Raw genomic sequence first — 16,945 nt, 5'->3', positions numbered from 1 at the left:
CCGCCCACCGCCGACCGGGTGGCCGCCCTACGCCGACGGCAGTTCCTTCAGCTGGATGTCGCGGAAGGACACCTGGTCGTCCGCGCCGTGGTTCTGGAGGCCGATGTAGCCGTCCTTGAGGCTGCGGGCCGGGTCGGTGTTGGTGAAGTCGTTGATCTTCACTCCGTTGAGGAAGATCTGGAGCCGTTCACCCTGGACCTTGATCTCGTAGCTGTTCCACTGGCCGGGCGGCCGCAGCACCTGGTCGCGGGCCTTGATGTTGGCCGCCTTGAAGGTGTAGACGGAGCCCGTGGTGCGGTCGACGGCGTCGGAGGCGTCGATCTGGACCTCGTAGCCGTTGTTCACCGCGGACCAGGGGTCGTCGGACTCCGGGAAGCCGACGAAGACTCCGGAGTTGTCGTCGCCCGCCAGCTTCCAGTCGAGCTTCAGGGAGTACGACTTCAGCTCCTTGGCCTGGTAGGTCAGCAGGCCCATGCCGCCCTGGGAGCGCAGTTCGCCGTCCACGACGTCGAAGGTGCCGGGGCCCGCCTGCTTCCAGCCTTCGAGTGTCTTGCCGTTGAAGATCGACCGGTAGCCGGTGTCCGGCTTGCAGTCGGCCTTGACCTGGCCGGCCGCGTAGCGCACCCCGCCGAGGAGCAGCTTGCGGAAGTCCGCGTCGGCGTACGACTCCTTGGTGTGGCCGAGTCCGGTGTAGAAGGAGCGGCCGCCCTGGTAGGTCTGGCACCAGGTGATCGGGTGATCGCCCTTCATGGTGCCGCCGGTGTAGGTCGTCTCGTCGAGCGTGGCGAGGACCTTCACCTTGTCGCGCGGGTTGGTGCGGTAGTTGTACAGCTCGTCGGTCCGCTCCCAGGCGTCACCCAGGTGGGCGGTGGCCGGGTGCTTGTGGTCCTCGACGCGGACGGTGACGGGCTGGATGGCGGGATGGCCGGAGAAGTAGGCGCCGACGAGTCCGCCGTAGAAGGACCAGTCGTACTCGGTGTCGGCGGCGGCGTGGATGCCCATGAAGCCGCCGCCGGTGGCGATGTAGTTCTCGAAGGCCTTCTGCTGGTCGGCATTGAGGACGTCACCGGTCGTCGACATGAAGACGACGGCGTCGTAGCGGGCCAGGTTGGCCGTGGTGAACTGGCCGGCCTCCTCGGTGGCGTCGACCGTGATGTTGCTGTCCTTGCCGAGTTCCTTCAGTGCGGCGATGCCCTCGGGGATCGCGTCGTGGCGGAAGCCGGCGGTCTTGGAGAAGACCAGGACGCGCTTGGCGGTCTTGTCGGGCGGGGTGTTGGAGAGCTCGAAGTCGTCGATGTCGTAGAGCGCGCCTTCGCCGCCCTTGAACACCAGGAAGAGTTCGGTGGCCTTCTTCGGTACGCCCCGCAGGGGTACGTCGATGTCCTGGAAGGTCTCCCAGCCACCGGTCACCGGCACGGGTGCGGAGCCGAGGATCTTCCCCGTCGCCGAGCCGGACCGTACCTCGAGGAAGCCGCCCGCGCCGCCGGAGGAGATCCGGGCGGTGAGCTTGGTGGAGTCGCCGAGGATGTACGGCTTGAAGGAGATCCAGTCGTCGTTGTCGATGTCGCCGACGGTCTTGCCGCCCTCGGCGTTCGCCTTGTCGTACGTCTTGATGCCGGACGAGTCGTTGAAGTGCTCGGCCTGGCGGTGGCGCGGCTGGAGCTGCGACTGGTCGTGGCCGGTCAGTGCGGCCTGGCCGCCGCCCCCGCCGTCGGTGTACGAGGCGTCGATGACCCCGAAGATGTTGGCGTTGGGGTCGTGCCCGCCGTCCATCTCGGTCTTGATGGTGCCGGTGCAGCCGTGCTCCGTGGTGATCGGGTGGCCGTGGCTGTCGTGGCCGAGCACGAAGCGGACCTCGACCTTGGAGCAGTCGATGGTGCCGTCCTCGGGATCGGTGACGGTCACCTTGAACGGGATGTCGTCACCGAAGGTGAACAGCTGCCCGTCGCCGGGGAGTTCCAGGTTCACCACGGGTGCCGTGTTGCCGACGGTCACATGGACGCTGGCCGAACCGGTGCGCCCGGAGGGGTCCTCAGCGGTGACGGTGGCGGTGTAGGTGCCGTTCTTCTTGTACGTGTACGCGGGGTTCGCGGCCGTGGACGTTCCTCCGTCGCCGAAGTCCCAGGCGTACGTGAGGGCGTCCCCGTCCCCGTCGGCGGTGCCGTCCGAGGAGAACTGCACCTTCAGCGGGGCGGTGCCCGAAGTCTTGCTGGCGGCCGCCTCGGCGATCGGAGAGCGCCCCCCTGTGGCGTTCTCGATGCGGTAGAGCGCGGAGTGCTCGTCGCCGCCGAACCAGGAGAGGCCGTAGTCCAGGACGTACAGCGCACCGTCGGGTCCGAAGGCCATGTCCATGATCTGGGTTCCGGACCACGGGATGTCGTTGATGGACTGCACGGCGCCGTCGGCGTCCTGCTCGATCCGCTTGATCCACTGCCGGCCGAACTCACCGGCGAAGAAGTCGCCGTCGTAGGCCTCGGGGAACTTCACGGGCGAGTCGAGGTCCGCGTCGTAGTGGTAGACCGGTCCGCCCATCGGGGACTCCGAACCGGTGCCGAACTCCGGGACGGAGGCGCCGTCGTACGGGATCCAGGCAGCCTGGGCCGGGGGCAGGTCGACGAGGCCGGTGTTGTGCGGCGAAGTGTTCTTCGGGGCCGCGCAGTCGAATGCGGCTCCGGAGGTCTTGGTGGCGAAGTCGTAGTCCATGTACGGGTCGTTGGCGCCGGTGCAGTACGGCCAGCCGAAGTTGGCCGCCTTCGTCACCCGGGCGAACTCGACCTGTCCGGCCGGTCCGCGCTTGGGGTCGGCCGCGCCGGCGTCCGGCCCGTAGTCACCGACGTAGACGATGCCGGTCGCCTTGTCGACGGAGAAGCGGAAGGGGTTGCGGAAGCCCATCGCGTAGATCTCGGGGCGGGTCTTGTCCGTCCCCGGCGCGAAGAGGTTGCCGTCGGGCACGGTGTACGAGCCGTCGTCGGCGACCTTGACGCGGAGGATCTTGCCGCGCAGGTCGTTGCTGTTGCCGGCGGAGCGGCGGGCGTCGAACGCCGGGTTGCGGTCGGGGCGCTCGTCGATGGGTGTGAAGCCGTCGGATGCGAAGGGGTTGGTGTCGTCGCCGGTCGACAGGTACAGGTTGCCGTCGGCGTCGAAGTCGATGTCACCGCCCACGTGACAGCACATGCCGCGGGACGTCTTGACGTCCAGGACCTTCTTCTCGCTGCCGAGGTCGAGCGTGCCGTCCTCGTTGAGGACGAAGCGGGAGAGGCGGTTGACCCCGTCGAACGGGGCGAAGTCGGCGGCGGTTCCGGTCTCGGGGGCGTCTCCCGCGGGCGTGTCCAGCGGAGGCGCGTAGTAGAGGTAGATCGCCCGGTTCTCACTGAAGTCCGGGTCGACGCCGATGCCCTGGAGGCCTTCCTCGTCGTGCGAGTAGACGGGGATGACGCCGGAGATCCGGGTGTTGCCGGCGCTGTCGGTGATGCGCAGCTCGCCGCTGCGCGAGGTGTGCAGCACGCTGCGGTCGGGGAGCACGGCCAGCGACATGGGCTCGCCGGTCTCGGCGGCGCCCTTGGCGAGCGTGACCTGCTGGAAGTCCTCGGCGACCGGGGCCGGCGCGGGTTCCTCGTGGGCGGCGGCCGTGCCCGAGGCGGCGCTCAGGCTGAGGGTGGCGGCTGCGAGGAGGCCGCCGGTGAACAGAGCGAGGGATTTGCGGACGCGGAGCCTTGTTCGGGTCCTGCTGCGGGTTCTGTGCACGAGTGTCCTCCGGAGAGTGCCGGTGGTACGGGGGGTGCTGCCGTGCCGTGGAGCGCGGGGACTGCCGCGCAGGTCAGCCGGGGCCTGTGCGGCTCCGGTGACGAGAGTCATGTCATGTACACGTCTTGGACGGTAGACCTGTTCGTCCGGGACGGAAAGCCCTTGTGCGGCGCTGTTGTTGAACTTTTTCCTTGCCCAGGACAAAGGGGGATGTGGGCAGGGGGGACCGGCCCGGCGGCGTGTGCGGATGCCGCTGGGCTGGGGGCTGTTCCCCTACCCGCCCCTTCCCGAACCTGGGGCTCCGCCCCAGACCCCGCGCCTCAATCGCCGGCGGGGCTGGATTTGCCCCGCGGCACGTCAAGCGCCGAGCGCAATCCCTGACCCCAACACGAAACCAAGCCCCGCCGGCGATTGAGGCGCGGGGGTCCGGGGGCGGGAGCCCCCGAGGGGCTCCCGCCCCCGGCTCCTCAGCCGTTGCCGCCGAACGCCGCGTCGAACGACGCGCTCGGCGGGTCGAAGTCGAACCGCTTCAGCGATGCCAGCGCCTCCGGCGCCCCCGCCAGCCGGTCCATCCCGGCGTCCTCCCACTCCACGGACACCGGCCCCTCGTACCCGATGGACCGCAGCATCCGGAACACGTCCTCCCAGGGCACGTCCCCGTGCCCGGCCGAGACGAAGTCCCAGCCGCGACGCGGATCGCCCCACGGCAGGTGGGAGCCGAGCCGGCCGTTGCGGCCGTCCAGGCGCTTGCGGGCCTCCTTGCAGTCCACGTGGTAGATCCGGTCCCGGAAGTCGTACAGGAAGCCCACCGGGTCCAGGTCCTGCCACACGAAGTGGCTCGGGTCGAAGTTCAGCCCGAACGCCGGCCGGTGATCCACCGCTTCCAGCGCGCGGTGCGTGGTCCAGTAGTCGTACGCGATCTCGCTGGGGTGCACCTCGTGGGCGAACCGCACCCCCTCCGCGTCGAACACGTCGAGGATCGGGTTCCAGCGCTCGGCGAAGTCCTCGTACCCCCGCTCGATCATGTGCGGCGGGACCGGCGGGAACATCGCGACCAGGTGCCAGATCGACGAGCCGGTGAACCCGATGACCGTGTCCACCCCGAAGGCCGCGGCGGCCCGCGCGGTGTCCCTGATCTCATCGGCGGCCCGCCGGCGCACCCCCTCGGGCTCCCCGTCGCCCCAGATCCGGGCGGGCAGGATGCCCTGATGACGCTCGTCGATCGGGCTGTCGCAGACGGCCTGGCCGACCAGGTGGTTCGAGATCGCCCAGCACTTCAGCCCGTACTTGTCGAGCAGCTGGTGACGGCTCTCCAGATAGCCGGGGTCAGCGAGGGCCTTGTCCACCTCGAAGTGGTCGCCCCAGCAGGCCAGTTCGAGGCCGTCGTAGCCGAAGTCGCGGGCGTACCGGCAGACCTCCTCCAGGGGAAGATCGGCCCACTGGCCGGTGAAGAGGGTGAAGGGACGGGGCATGCGCAGGACCTCCTGGAGCTGGATCTAGAGCTGTACGGGGGTGAGTACGGAGTTCTTCGCGGCGCTCTCCTCCACCGCCGCCAGCACCCGCTGCACCTGGAGCCCGTCGGCGAACGACGGTACGGGCGGGGCCCCTTCGGCGATCGTCCGCACCACGTCACGGGCCTGGTGGATGAACGTGTGCTCGTAGCCGAGTGCGTGCCCCGGTGGCCACCACGCCTCCAGGTAGGGATGCTCGGGCTCGGTGACCAGGATGCGCCGGAAGCCGGCCGTGGTGGCGGGCTCGGTGTGGTCGTGGAAGGACAGTTCGTTGAGGCGCTCCAGATCGAAGGCGAGCGAGCCGCGCTCCCCGTTGATCTCCAGCCGCAGCGCGTTCTTGCGGCCCGCCGCCATCCGGGTCGCCTCGAAGGAGGCCAGGGCGCCGGAGGCGAGCCGCCCGGTGAACAGCGCCGCGTCGTCCACCGTCACCGCGCCGAGTTCCCCGTCGGCCGCGACCCCGCCCAGGCCCCCCGAGGGACCGCCGAGCAGCGGGCGTTCGCGGACGAAGGTCTCGCTCACCGCCGAGACCCCCACCAGCAGCTCCCCCGCCAGGTACTGGGCGAGGTCCACGATGTGCGCGCCGAGGTCTCCGAGCGCCCCGGAGCCCGCGTGCTCCTTCTTCAGCCGCCAGGTGAGCGGGGAGGCGGGATCGACCAGCCAGTCCTGGAGGTAGGTGGCCCGGACGTGCCGCAGGGGGCCGAGCCGGCCCTCGGCGATGAGCCTGCGGGCGTAGGTGATGGCGGGCACCTTGCGGTAGTTGAAGCCGACCATCGCGACCTGACCGCGGGCGGCGGCTCGCCGCGCCGCCTCGGTCATGGCCTCCGCCTCCGCGACCGTGTTGGCGAGCGGCTTCTCGCACAGCACGTGCTTGCCCGCCTCCAGGGCCGCGATGGCGATCTCCGCATGGCTGTCACCGGGGGTGCAGATGTCGACGAGCTGAACGTCGTCCCGGGCGATCAGGGCCCGCCAGTCGGTCTCCGCCGCAGCCCAGCCGAGCCGGTCGGCGGCGGCGTCGACCGCCGCCCGGTCGCGCCCGCAGATCGCGGCGAGAGCCGGCCTCATCGGCAGCTCGAAGACATGGCCCGCGGTGCGCCACCCCTGCGAGTGGGCGGCGCCCATGAACGCGTATCCGACCATGCCGACCCCGAGCGTCGGCACGCTCGCCATCGGCCGGTACGTCGGCGGCGCGGCCGCCTCCTGCTCCGTCTCTTCCCTACGGGCCATCCGGACTTCCTCCTCATCGGTGGTTCGGTGGGTACGGCGGGAGGGTCAGCACCCTCCTGCGGGACAGCTCAGCTGAAGCCCGTCGGCAGGTACTGGTCGATGTTCTCCTTGGTGACCACGGCCGAGTACAGGGTGACGTTGGTCGGGATCTCCAGCTCGGCGAGCCCTGCCACCCCCTTGGCCTGACCGAGCGCTCGGGCCAGGTCGATGGCCGATGCCGCCATGGTCGGCGGGTAGAGAACGGTGGCCTTGAGCACGCTGTTGTCCGCCTTGATGGCGTCCATGGCGGACTTGGCACCGGCGCCGCCGACCATCAGGAACTCGTCGCGGCCGGCCTGCTGGATGGCGCGGAGCGCGCCCACGCCCTGGTCGTCGTCGTGGTTCCAGAGGGCGTCGAACTGCTTCTGCGCCTGAAGGAGCTGGGCCATCTTCGCCTGGCCGGACTCGACGGTGAAGTCGGCCGCCTGACGGGCCACCAGCTTGATGTTGGAGTAGTTCTTCAGCGCGTCGGCGAAGCCCTGGCTGCGCTGCTTGGTGAGCTCCAGGTTGTCGATGCCCGCGAGCTCGACGACCTTGGCGTTCGGCTTGTCCTTGAGCTGTTCGCCGATGTACGTACCGGCGTTGAGACCCATGCCGTAGTTGTCGCCACCGACCCAGCAGCGGTAGGCCTGCGGGGAGGCGAAGACGCGGTCCAGGTTGATGACGGGGATACCCGCCCGCATGGCCTCCAGGCCGACCTGGGTGAGTGCCTTGCCGTCGGCCGGGAGGATGACGAGGACGTCGACCTTCTTGTTGATGAGGGTCTTGACCTGGCCGATCTGGGCGGCGGTGTCGTTGGAGCCCTCGGTGGTCTCCAGGGTCACCTCGGAGTACTTCTTCGCCCGTGACCTGGCGTTCTCGTTGATCGCGTTGAGCCAGCCGTGGTCGGCCTGCGGGCCCGCGAAGCCGATGGTGACGGGCTTGCCCGGCTTGTCGTCGGCGGCGGGTGCGTTGTTCTGGGAGGCGGTGTCCTTCTCCTTGGGATCGTTGCTGGTGCAGGCGGTCAGCAGTGCGCCTGCGGAGATGGCTGCGGTACCGAAGAGCAGTCCTCTGCGGCTGGTTTCTGGCATGGCTGTCAAACCCTTCATCCGGTGCGGCGTGGGATGCGGAACAGGGGAAATCGAGAGGGAGGGAGACGGAGGGTCAGGTCTCCCCGTGGGCCGACGTCCGGCGCTGGACGAGGACGGCGGCGACGATGATCGCGCCCTTGGCGATCTGCTGGACATCGCTCTGCAGGTTGTTGAGCGCGAAGATGTTGGTGATCGTGGTGAAGACGAGGACACCCAGCACGGAGCCGACGATGGTGCCGCGGCCGCCGCTGAGCAGGGTGCCGCCGATGATCGCGGCGGCGATGGCGTCCAGCTCGTACAGGTTGCCGTTGGTGTTCTGGCCGGAGCCGGACAGGATGATCAGCATGAAGGCGGCGATGCCGCAGCAGAGCCCTGACAGCAGGTAGAGATAGAGCCGCTGCCTGCGCACGTCGATCCCGGCCAGCCGGGCCGCTTCCGCGTTGCCGCCGACGGCGACGGTGCGCCGGCCGAAGGTCGTACGGTTCAGCACCAGCCAGCCGACGACGGTGACCGCGGCGAACATCATGACCAGCGGTGGGATGCCGAGGACGTACGCGTCCGGCAGCCCCAGATCGAGGACCGACTTGACGGTGACGATCTGCGTCTTGCCGTCGGTGATGTGGAGGGCCAGTCCGCGGGCGGACGCGAGCATCGCCAGCGTCGCGATGAACGGCACCAGCCTGCCGTACGCGATGAGCACGCCGTTGACGAGTCCGGCGCCGAGACCGACCAGGACGGCGGTGAAGAGGATGCCCGCGAAGCCGAAGTCCTGGGTGGCGAGCGTCGTCGCCCAGACGGAGGCGAGGGCGACCATGGCGCCGACGGAGAGGTCGATGCCCCCGCTGATGATGACGAAGGTCATGCCGACGGTGACGACGCCGATGACGGACGACTGCGTCAGGATGAGCTGAAGGTTCCCGGTGTCCAGGAACGCGTCGGGTTCGGTGATCCCGCCGACGGCTATGAGCACGGCGAGAACGCCCAGCAGCGAGAGATTGCGGACGTCCGCGCGCAGCCCGAAGGCACGCGGGGATCCGTCCTTCTTCGGGGACGCGGGGACGGACACGGGCGCGGCACCCTTGTCCGGCCCGCTCTGCTGCGCCGATGAGACGGGCTGCGTCATGACGTCGGGCTCCCTTCCATCACGAGGTCGAGTACGCGGTGCTCGTCGAGCTCCCCGGCATGCGCCGTGTGGACGACGCGGCCCTCACGGAGGACCAGCACCCGGTCGGCGAGGCCCAGGACTTCGGGCACTTCGCTGGAGACGAGCAGAACGGCGAGGCCTTCGTCGGCCAGCCGGCGGATCACGGCGTAGAGCTCGGCGCGGGCGCCGACGTCCACCCCGCGGGTCGGTTCGTCGAGCAGCAGCACCCGGCAGCCGCGCAGCAGCCAGCGGGCGAGTACCGCCTTCTGCTGGTTGCCGCCGGACAGGGTGCGGACGGGGGTGTCCGGGTTGTCGGGGCGCAGGGAGAGTTCACGGGTGGCGGCGCGGGCCGCTGCGCGCTCGGCGCCCCGGTCGAGCCAACCTGCCTTGGAGAAGCGGGACATGGAGGAGACCGAGACATTGCGGGTGACGGACTCGAGCATCAGCAGGGCCTGCGCCTTGCGTTCCTCGGGTGCGAGGCCGATGCCGGCGGCGACGGCGGCGCGCACGCTGCCGGACCGCAGCGGCTTCCCCGCGACCGTGACCCGTCCGGCGGTGGGCTTGCGCGCGCCGTAGATCGTCTCCAGGATCTCGGAGCGTCCCGAGCCGACGAGTCCGGCCAGGCCGACGATCTCGCCGGGCCTCAGCTCCAGGTCGACCGGGTCGAACTCGCCCTTCCTGGTGAGGCCTTCGACCGTGAGTACGGGGGCGGTCCGGGCTTCCTCGGGGGAGGCGTCCGGCCGGGGCGGGAAGACGTACTCGACGTTGCGGCCGGTCATCATGGCAACGATGTCGCGCGTCGGTGTGGACTCGGCGGGAAGTCCGACGGCGACGGCCCGGCCGTCCTTGAGCACAGTCACCCGGTCGCCGATCCTGCGGATCTCCTCCAGGCGGTGCGAGATGTAGACGACGGCGACGCCGTCGGCGGTCAGCGAGGCGACGATCCGGAAGAGGTTGTCGACCTCGTCGGGGTCGAGGGCGGCGGACGGCTCGTCCATCACGATGAGGCGTACGTCGTGGGAGAGCGCCCGGGCCATCGAGACGATCTGCTGCTGGGCCGCGGAGAGTTCGCCCACCGCGCGGGCGGGGTCGATCTCCGGGTGGCCGAGCCGTTTCAGCAGGGCGGCGGCCGCGGTGCGGCCCTCGCGGGTACGGACGACGAAGCCGGCGCTGGTGGGTTCATGGCCCAGAAAGACGTTCTCGGCGACCGACAGGCCCTCGACCAGGTCGAGTTCCTGGTAGATGGTGGCGATCCCGAGGCGCATCGCGGTAATCGGGGACTTCAGTACGGCGGGCGCGCCGCACCAGGTGATCTCGCCGTCGTCGGGCTGGTGGGCCCCGGCGAGCACCTTGATGAGGGTGGACTTGCCGGCGCCGTTCTGGCCGAGGAGGCAGTGGACTTCGCCGGCCTGGACCTCCAGGTCCACGCCGTCGAGGGCGCGCACACCGGGGAAGGACTTGGTGATGCCGGACATGGTGAGCAGCGGTGGTTCTGGAGCCATGACAAATCCCCTCGGCGGATGGGGTGTCCCTTGCTCGGGCGGAGGCGGGAGCGTGGGGAAGGGCCGGTGAGCGGGCAGGGCGCAGTGCTGTCCCGGGGTTGTTCCCCGGACCCCGGCGTGGAGCGCGGGGCGGTGCCTTGGTTGCCGGCGGGCAGTGATGCGGCCGGTGAAGAGCGGGGCTGGTGAAGGGTGTTGGGCGGGTGGAGGATCAGGCGGGTGAGAAGAGGTGGTCGCTGATGAGCCTGGCCGCGCCGATGACTCCGGCGGCGGGTCCGAGCTCGCCCAGCACGATCGGGAGGTTGCCGGTGGCCAGCGGCAGGGACTGCCGGTAGACCTGGGTCCGGACGCTGGCCAGCAGCGTGTGGCCCAGTCCGGTCACCCCGCCACCGATCACCACCAGACCGGGGTTGAAGAAGCTGACGAGGCCCGCGATGACCTGTCCGACCCGGTTGCCGCCTTCGCGGATCAGGTCGAGCGAGGTGGGGTCGCCGGCGGCCGCGGCGGCTGCCACGTCGGCGGCGGTGAGTTTCCCGGACGCCTCCAGCCGGGCCGCGAGCTCCGTGGACTGTCCGGCGCGTGCCGCGTCCTCGGCGTCGCGGGCCAGTGCGGCGCCGCTGAAGTGTGCTTCCAGGCAGCCCCGGTTGCCGCAGGCGCAGGGGCGCCCGTCGGGTTCGACCTGGATGTGCCCGATGTCGCCGGCGCTGCCCGTCGTACCGCGGTGGACCTCTCCGCCGACGACGATGCCGCAGCCGATGCCGGTGCCGATCTTGACGCAGAGGAAGTCGCCCACGGAACGGGCGACGCCCGCGTGCTGCTCCCCCATCGCCATCAGGTTCACGTCGTTGTCGACCATGACGGGGCAGCCCAGTTCCTGGCTGAGCGCCTCGCGGACCGGGAAGCCGTCCCAGCCGGGCATGATCGGCGGCGCGACCGGGATGCCTTCGGGGAAGCGGACCGGTCCCGGTACGCCGATGCCCGCGCCGTCGAACCCTTCGGCGAGCCCGGAGGCCCGGAGCTTGGCCGCCATGGACAGCACCTGCTCGAAGATGGCGACGGGGCCTTCGCGTACGTCCATGGGGTGGTTGAGGTGGCCCAGGACCTCCAGCTCCGCGTTGGTGACCGCCACATCGATCGATGTGGCGCCGATGTCGACGCCGAGGAAGCGCAGTGCCGGGGCGAGCCGGATGTTGTGCGAGCGACGCCCGCCGCGGGATGCGGCGAGTCCGTCGGCCACGACAAGGCCGGTCTCCAGCAGTCTGTCCACCTCGACGGCGAGCTTGGAGCGGGAGAGATCGACCTGATCCCCCAGCTGTGCCCGTGAGTTGGGCCCGCCGTCGCGCAACAGCCGGAGCAGTCGCGCCTGATGCGCATTCGCGGGTCGTGCCGTCATACGTCTCACGTGCCCCTCCCCGCCACATCGGCCTGTCCGTCGGGCTTTGGAGGGGAACGTAGCAGCGGTTGCCGGGAGTGGGAAGAAGTTGCGCAGGAATCCACCACAACTTTCTCCACCCTGAGGACAAAGGGGGATGCCGTCACGCGACACGGCCGGGCGGACGCACACCCACCGGACCGGCGATGAACGTCAACACCCCCTGGCCCGACGCCGAACGGCATCCCCACCGGACCCGACGCCGAACGGCATCGCCCGACGGGCACACGCATGCCCCCGACCGGCAGCGGCATGGTTCTCAGCCGGCGGTCGAGGGCATGGAGAGCGACGGGAGCGCGGGGTCAGCCCTGTTCGCGCTGGTGGTACGTCTTGCGGGTGTGCTCGGTATGGGCCCGCATGACCGCCGTCGCCCGCTGCTCGTCGCGCGAGGAGATCGCGGCGATCAGGGAGCGGTGCTCGATCCAGGACTGGGTACCGCGCTGCCGGGCGACAGGGGTGTAGTACCAGCGGACCCGAGCATCCACCTGTCCGGCGAGTTCGGACAGGACGACGTTGCCGGCCAGCTCCATGACCTTGGCGTGGAAAGCAGCGTTGGTCGCCACCGCCAGGTCCACGTCGTCGTCGGCGACGGCCTGTTCCCCCTTGGCGCAGAGCTCCTCCAGGGCGGCGATGCCCGCCGTACCGGAGTTGGCGGCGGCCAGCCGGGCGGCCTCCGCCTCCAGGAGCGTACGGACCGAAAGCAGCTGGTCCGCCTCCTCCTCCGTGGGCTCATGGACGAACGCGCCCTGGGCGGGACGCAGATCGACCCACCCCTCGGTGTTGAGCCGTTGCAACGCCTCACGCACCGGTTGCCGGGACACGCCGAGGTGCCCGGCCAGCTCGCTCTCGACCAGGTGCTGGCCGGGGCGGAGCGCCCGGGTGGTGATGAGTTCGAGCAGCGCCTCATAGACGCGCTCGCGCAGCGGACCGGGCCGTTCCAGCTTCGGCACAGCCCCCTGCGGCAGTCCTGTGGACAACATCGCGGTCCCCCTCCGGGCGACGAGCAATTGCTTATCGTCTACAGTCTACCGAGCACAACGCCCCTCAGGGACAGCGGATCACCTGTCCCGCATAACTGAGGTTCCCGCCGAAGCCGAAAAGCAGGGCCGGAGCACCGCTGGCGACCTCGCCGCGCTCCACCAGCTTGGACAGGGCCATCGGGATCGAGGCCGCGGACGTATTGCCCGAATCCACCACATCCCGCGCGATGACCGCGTTGACGGCGCCGATCTTCCTGGCGACGGGTTCGATGATCCTCAGATTGGCCTGATGCAGCACCACCGCGGCGAGGTCCTCTGGGGTGATTCCCGCTTTCTCGCACACCTTGCGCGCGATGGGCGGCAGCTGAGTGGTGGCCCAGCGATAGACGGACTGCCCCTCCTGGGCGAAGCGCGGCGGCGTCCCCTCGATCCGTACCGCGTCCCCCATCCCCGGCACGGACCCCCACAGCACCGGCCCGATGCCGGGCCTGCCCTCGGCCCCGGAGTCGGCGACGACGACGGCCGCACCGGCACCGTCACCCATCAGCACGCAGCTGGAGCGGTCGGTCCAGTCGACGATGTCGCCCATCTTGTCGGCACCGATCACGAGGGCGCGCGTGGCGGCACCCGCCCGGACGGCGTGATCGGCGGTGGCGAGGGCGTGGGTGAAACCGGAGCAGACCACGTTGATGTCCATCACCGCCGGCGAGGACATGCCGAGGCGCGCGGCGACCCGTGCCGACATGCTCGGCGAGCGGTCGATCGCGGTGGAGGTGGCGACCAGGACCAGGTCGATGTCGGCCGACTGCAGGCCGGCCGCGGCGAGCGCCTTGGCCGCCGCGTGCGCGGCGAGTTCGTCCACCGGCTCATCGGGGCCACCGAGGTGCCGCGTCTTGATGCCGACGCGGCTGGTGATCCACTCGTCGCTGGTGTCGACCATCGCCGCCAGATCGTGGTTGGTGAGCACCTTGGCGGGCTGATAGTGGCCGAGCGCCACGACACGTGAGCCGGTCATATTCAGATTCCCCTCGCTACATATGGCAGGAACCATCCAGTCTTGGTCGCTACCGCCCGGTACAGGGGCACGTGATCCCACAGGATTCCCGGCCGGAGGTTGGAGGCTTGACAACAGCCTTGCCCCCTTGGACGGCATACTGTAGACAGTATTCTGTCGACTTGACAGCGCCTCCCGCTTCTTCTCCCGCACATCCCCGCTGCTTTTTCGTGGACCCGGCCGGCGCGGTCAGTTCCACGCTGTCGCCCGAGCGGGCCATCGGCTGCGTCGTCTACGCGGCGACGGAGATCGGGGCGCCCGGCGTCGTCCGCCATCTCGAAGGGACCCGGTTCTCCATCGGGGAGCCCGACCTGACCCTGTCGCGGCGCTGCCACGACTTCGGCGAGGCCATGGTCGCGGGCGGGCTCAAGTGCCCCGTCGAGGCGGATCTGCGCAAGGACATCTGGATCAAGCTGATCGGCAACATCTCGTTCAACCCGATCAGCGCGCTGTCCCGGGCCACCATGGGCCGGATCTGCCGCCACCCGGACACCCGCGCACTCGTGGAGTCGATGATGCGCGAGACCCTCGACGTCGCGGCCGCGGTCGGCTGCCGCCCCGAGATCTCCGTGGAACGGCGCATCGCGGGCGCCGAGCACGTCGGCGACCACAAGACCACCACCCTCCAGGACCTGGAGAAGGGCGAGCCCCTCGAGCTCGACGTGCTGCTCGCAGCCGCGGCTTCGACGCCCGTGTCTCGACCGAGCACGGGGTGCCGCTCACCGACTCGGCGTGCGTGTACTGCGGCAACTGCATCGAGGTGTGCCGGCCGGGGCGCTCTCCTTCAAGACCGAGTTCGGCATGTGGGCGGCCGGGACGTGGGACGAGCCGGCGCAGACGGAGACCACCACCGGCTGCGCGTACTGCGGAGTCGGCTGCAACGTCACGCTCCATGTGCAGGACAATGAGATCGTCAAGGTCACCTCGCCGCACGACAACCCGGCGACCCACGGCAACCTCTGCATCAAGGGCCGTTTCGGCTTCCAACACGTACAGAATCGGGTCTGACTGTCATGGGACGGGTCACCGAGCGCCGCCGCACCATCCGCATCCGGGACGGGGCCGTCTCCACCCGCCCGGACACCCTCGTCGCCGAGGAGCCCCTGGAGATCCGGCTGAACGGCAAGCCGCTCGCCATCACGATGCGCACCCCGGGCGACGACTTCGCGCTGGCGGCCGGCTTCCTGGTGAGCGAGGGCGTGATCGGTGAAGGCTCCGAGGTGCAGTCGATCGTGTACTGCGCCGGGGCGACGACCGACGGGGTGAACACGTACAACGTCGTGGACGTGAAGCTCGCGCCCGGTGTCGCGGTCCCCGATATCACGCTGGAGCGCAACGTCTACACGACGTCCTCCTGCGGTCTGTGCGGCAAGGCCAGCCTGGACGCGGTGCGCACCACGACCCGGCACCCGATCGCCGACACTCCCCCGGTCCGGGTCGGTCCCGAGCTGCTGGCCGCCCTCCCCGACCGGTTGCGCGCCGCGCAGCGGGTCTTCGACCGGACCGGGGGTCTGCACGCGGCGGCGCTGTTCTCCGAGACCGGCGAGCTGATCGACGTACGGGAGGACGTCGGCCGGCACAACGCGGTCGACAAGCTGGTCGGCCGCGCCCTCACCGACAACCGGCTGCCGTTGTCCCGGTCGGTCCTGCTGGTCTCGGGGAGGGCCTCCTTCGAGCTGGCACAGAAGGCGGTGATGGCCGGCATCCCGATGCTGGCGGCCGTCTCGGCGCCGTCGTCCCTCGCGGTCGACCTGGCGGCGGAGACCGGCCTGACGCTGGTCGGCTTCCTGCGGGGACCGTCCATGAACGTGTACGCGGGAGAGCACCGCATCGCCCTGGAGGCGACGGCCGTCCAGGGCGAGGGGGCGCCCCGCCCGCTGCACGGGTGAGGGGCTGTCGGGTGGCCTCGGACCGGGAAGCGGACGCGGTCCGGTGCGTGCGATTCCAAGGCGGATGAGGAAGGCGAAGCGAAGGGGCCCCCATGCCCTCAGGGCTATGGGGAAGTCGCCGACCGACGACTACGCCGGAAGCGCGCGTGCCGGGGCGCGGCCGCCCGGTCAGAGGTCACCCGACAGCCCCTGAGGGGCCCGGCCGGCGGGGAGCGCCCCCTGCGCCGGCCGGCCTCAGCCCACCGGTGCGACCTCCCGCGCGACCCCGGCGCCGTCCGCGAGCGCTTCCTGCGGGTCGCGGGCACGCCGCTTCGCGATCACCGCGCACACCATGAGCTGCATCTGGTGGAAGAGCATCAGCGGAAGCACGGCGAGGCTTGCCTGCGCGCCGAACAGGACACTGGCCATCGGCAGCCCCGACGCGAGGCTCTTCTTGGAGCCGGCGAACTGAATGGCGATGCGGTCCTCGCGGCCGAAACCGAGCCGCTTCGCCCCGTACCAGCTCACCGCGAGCATCAGCGCGAGCAGCACCGCCTCGGCGGCGAGCAGCGCGCCGAGGCGGGCCGGGGTGACCTGGTGCCAGATGCCCGCGACCATGCCCTCGCTGAACGCCGTGTAGACGACGAGCAGGATCGAGCCGCGGTCGACATAGCCGAGGACCTTCTTGTGCCGGGCGATGAAGCCGCCGATCCAGCGGCGCAGCAGCTGTCCCGCGACGAACGGCAGCAACAGCTGGACGCCGATCTTCAGCAGGGCGTCCGCGGAGAACCCGCCGCCGCTGTTGCCGAGGAGCGCCGCCGCGAGCAGCGGGGTGACGAAGATCCCGGCGATCGAGGAGAAGGAGCCCGCGCAGATCGCGGCGGGCACGTTGCCGCGGGCGATCGAGGTGAAGGCGATCGACGACTGGATCGTCGAGGGGACGAGGCAGAGGAAGAGGAATCCGCTCTGCAGCTGGGGCGTCAGCACGTACGGCACGAGCCCCCTGCTCGCCAGGCCCAGCAGTGGGAAGGCGACGAACGTGCAGGCCAGTACGGTGAGGTGGAGCCGCCAGTGCTTGACCCCGTCGAGGGCTTCGGCGGTGGAGAGCCGCGCGCCGTAGAGGAAGAAGAGGAACGCGACCGCCCCGGTGGAGGCCCCGCCCGCCACATCGGCGGCAGCGCCGGAGGCAGGCAGCAGCGCCGCGAGTACGACGGTGCCGATCAACGCCAGGATGTACGGGTCGATCGGCAGCCAGGACGGCAACTGCAGGGTGCGGCGGCTCATGTGCTCCACGTGTCTCTCGTTCAGTCGTGCCCTCCTCATCCTGCTCCTGATCAGCTACATCGGGAATCCCGCATACCGCTCTGACTGTCATCATGA

General features: G+C 70.1%; 11 protein-coding genes and 2 pseudogenes. 3 read left to right on the top strand and 10 right to left on the bottom strand.

From position 1 onward, the window contains the following. Window positions 1–27: 27 nt before the first annotated feature. The 9 genes from ACIOEW_RS07890 to ACIOEW_RS07850 form a co-directional block, all read right to left on the bottom strand. Window positions 28–3,744 (bottom strand): ThuA domain-containing protein, encoded by a 3,717-nt coding sequence (locus ACIOEW_RS07890; protein ID WP_401962349.1) that lies wholly within the window; start codon window positions 3,742–3,744, stop codon window positions 28–30. 467 nt (window positions 3,745–4,211) lie between these two features. Beyond that, window positions 4,212–5,216: a sugar phosphate isomerase/epimerase family protein gene (locus ACIOEW_RS07885; protein ID WP_401962346.1), complete on the bottom strand. Its 1,005-nt coding sequence runs from the start codon at window positions 5,214–5,216 to the stop codon at window positions 4,212–4,214. Between the two features lie 24 nt (window positions 5,217–5,240). After that, a complete protein-coding gene (locus ACIOEW_RS07880) occupies window positions 5,241–6,479 on the bottom strand; it encodes a Gfo/Idh/MocA family protein (RefSeq protein ID WP_401962343.1) in 1,239 nt (412 codons plus the stop codon). A 68-nt stretch (window positions 6,480–6,547) separates the two neighbouring features. Next, window positions 6,548–7,588: a substrate-binding domain-containing protein gene (locus tag ACIOEW_RS07875; protein WP_362555430.1), complete on the bottom strand. Its 1,041-nt coding sequence runs from the start codon at window positions 7,586–7,588 to the stop codon at window positions 6,548–6,550. Between the two features lie 73 nt (window positions 7,589–7,661). After that, window positions 7,662–8,711 carry an ABC transporter permease gene (locus ACIOEW_RS07870; RefSeq protein ID WP_362555428.1) on the bottom strand — a complete coding sequence of 350 codons (1,050 nt, stop codon included), beginning with the start codon at window positions 8,709–8,711 and terminating at the stop codon, window positions 7,662–7,664. Then, window positions 8,708–10,234: a sugar ABC transporter ATP-binding protein gene (locus ACIOEW_RS07865; RefSeq protein ID WP_362555426.1), complete on the bottom strand. Its 1,527-nt coding sequence runs from the start codon at window positions 10,232–10,234 to the stop codon at window positions 8,708–8,710. The genes ACIOEW_RS07870 and ACIOEW_RS07865 overlap by 4 nt, the downstream gene beginning before the upstream one ends. 208 nt (window positions 10,235–10,442) lie before the next feature. Continuing rightward, window positions 10,443–11,624, bottom strand: coding sequence for an ROK family transcriptional regulator (locus ACIOEW_RS07860; RefSeq protein ID WP_362555424.1), 1,182 nt, complete (start codon window positions 11,622–11,624; stop codon window positions 10,443–10,445). A 341-nt stretch (window positions 11,625–11,965) separates the two neighbouring features. Then, window positions 11,966–12,643 carry a GntR family transcriptional regulator gene (locus tag ACIOEW_RS07855; protein ID WP_362555422.1) on the bottom strand — a complete coding sequence of 226 codons (678 nt, stop codon included), beginning with the start codon at window positions 12,641–12,643 and terminating at the stop codon, window positions 11,966–11,968. Window positions 12,644–12,707: 64 nt separating this feature from the next. After that, window positions 12,708–13,658 (bottom strand): beta-ketoacyl-ACP synthase III, encoded by a 951-nt coding sequence (locus ACIOEW_RS07850; protein WP_401962338.1) that lies wholly within the window; start codon window positions 13,656–13,658, stop codon window positions 12,708–12,710. Between the two features lie 209 nt (window positions 13,659–13,867). On the opposite strand from ACIOEW_RS07850, the pseudogene ACIOEW_RS07845 reads away from it, so the two are divergent. The 3 genes and pseudogenes from ACIOEW_RS07845 to fdhD form a co-directional block, all read left to right on the top strand. After that, a pseudogene (locus ACIOEW_RS07845) lies at window positions 13,868–14,374 on the top strand (2-dehydropantoate 2-reductase); the annotation flags it as partial. After that, window positions 14,374–14,705: pseudogene (locus ACIOEW_RS07840) on the top strand (Fe-S-binding domain-containing protein); the annotation flags it as partial. The pseudogenes ACIOEW_RS07845 and ACIOEW_RS07840, both read left to right, overlap by 1 nt. A 5-nt stretch (window positions 14,706–14,710) precedes the next feature. Continuing rightward, on the top strand, window positions 14,711–15,586 hold the full coding sequence (gene fdhD, locus ACIOEW_RS07835) for a formate dehydrogenase accessory sulfurtransferase FdhD (RefSeq protein WP_401962336.1): 876 nt from the start codon (window positions 14,711–14,713) through the stop codon (window positions 15,584–15,586). A 234-nt stretch (window positions 15,587–15,820) separates the two neighbouring features. Here the strand turns inward: fdhD and ACIOEW_RS07830 are convergent, their stop codons facing one another. Then, window positions 15,821–16,849: a bile acid:sodium symporter family protein gene (locus ACIOEW_RS07830; RefSeq protein ID WP_401962334.1), complete on the bottom strand. Its 1,029-nt coding sequence runs from the start codon at window positions 16,847–16,849 to the stop codon at window positions 15,821–15,823. Between the last annotated feature and the right edge of the window lie 96 nt (window positions 16,850–16,945).

This window comes from Streptomyces sp. NPDC087901, from assembly GCF_044742205.1.
In the GTDB taxonomy this organism is placed as follows: Bacteria; Actinomycetota; Actinomycetes; order Streptomycetales; family Streptomycetaceae; genus Streptomyces.
This window is presented reverse-complemented; position numbering and strand designations above follow the sequence as displayed.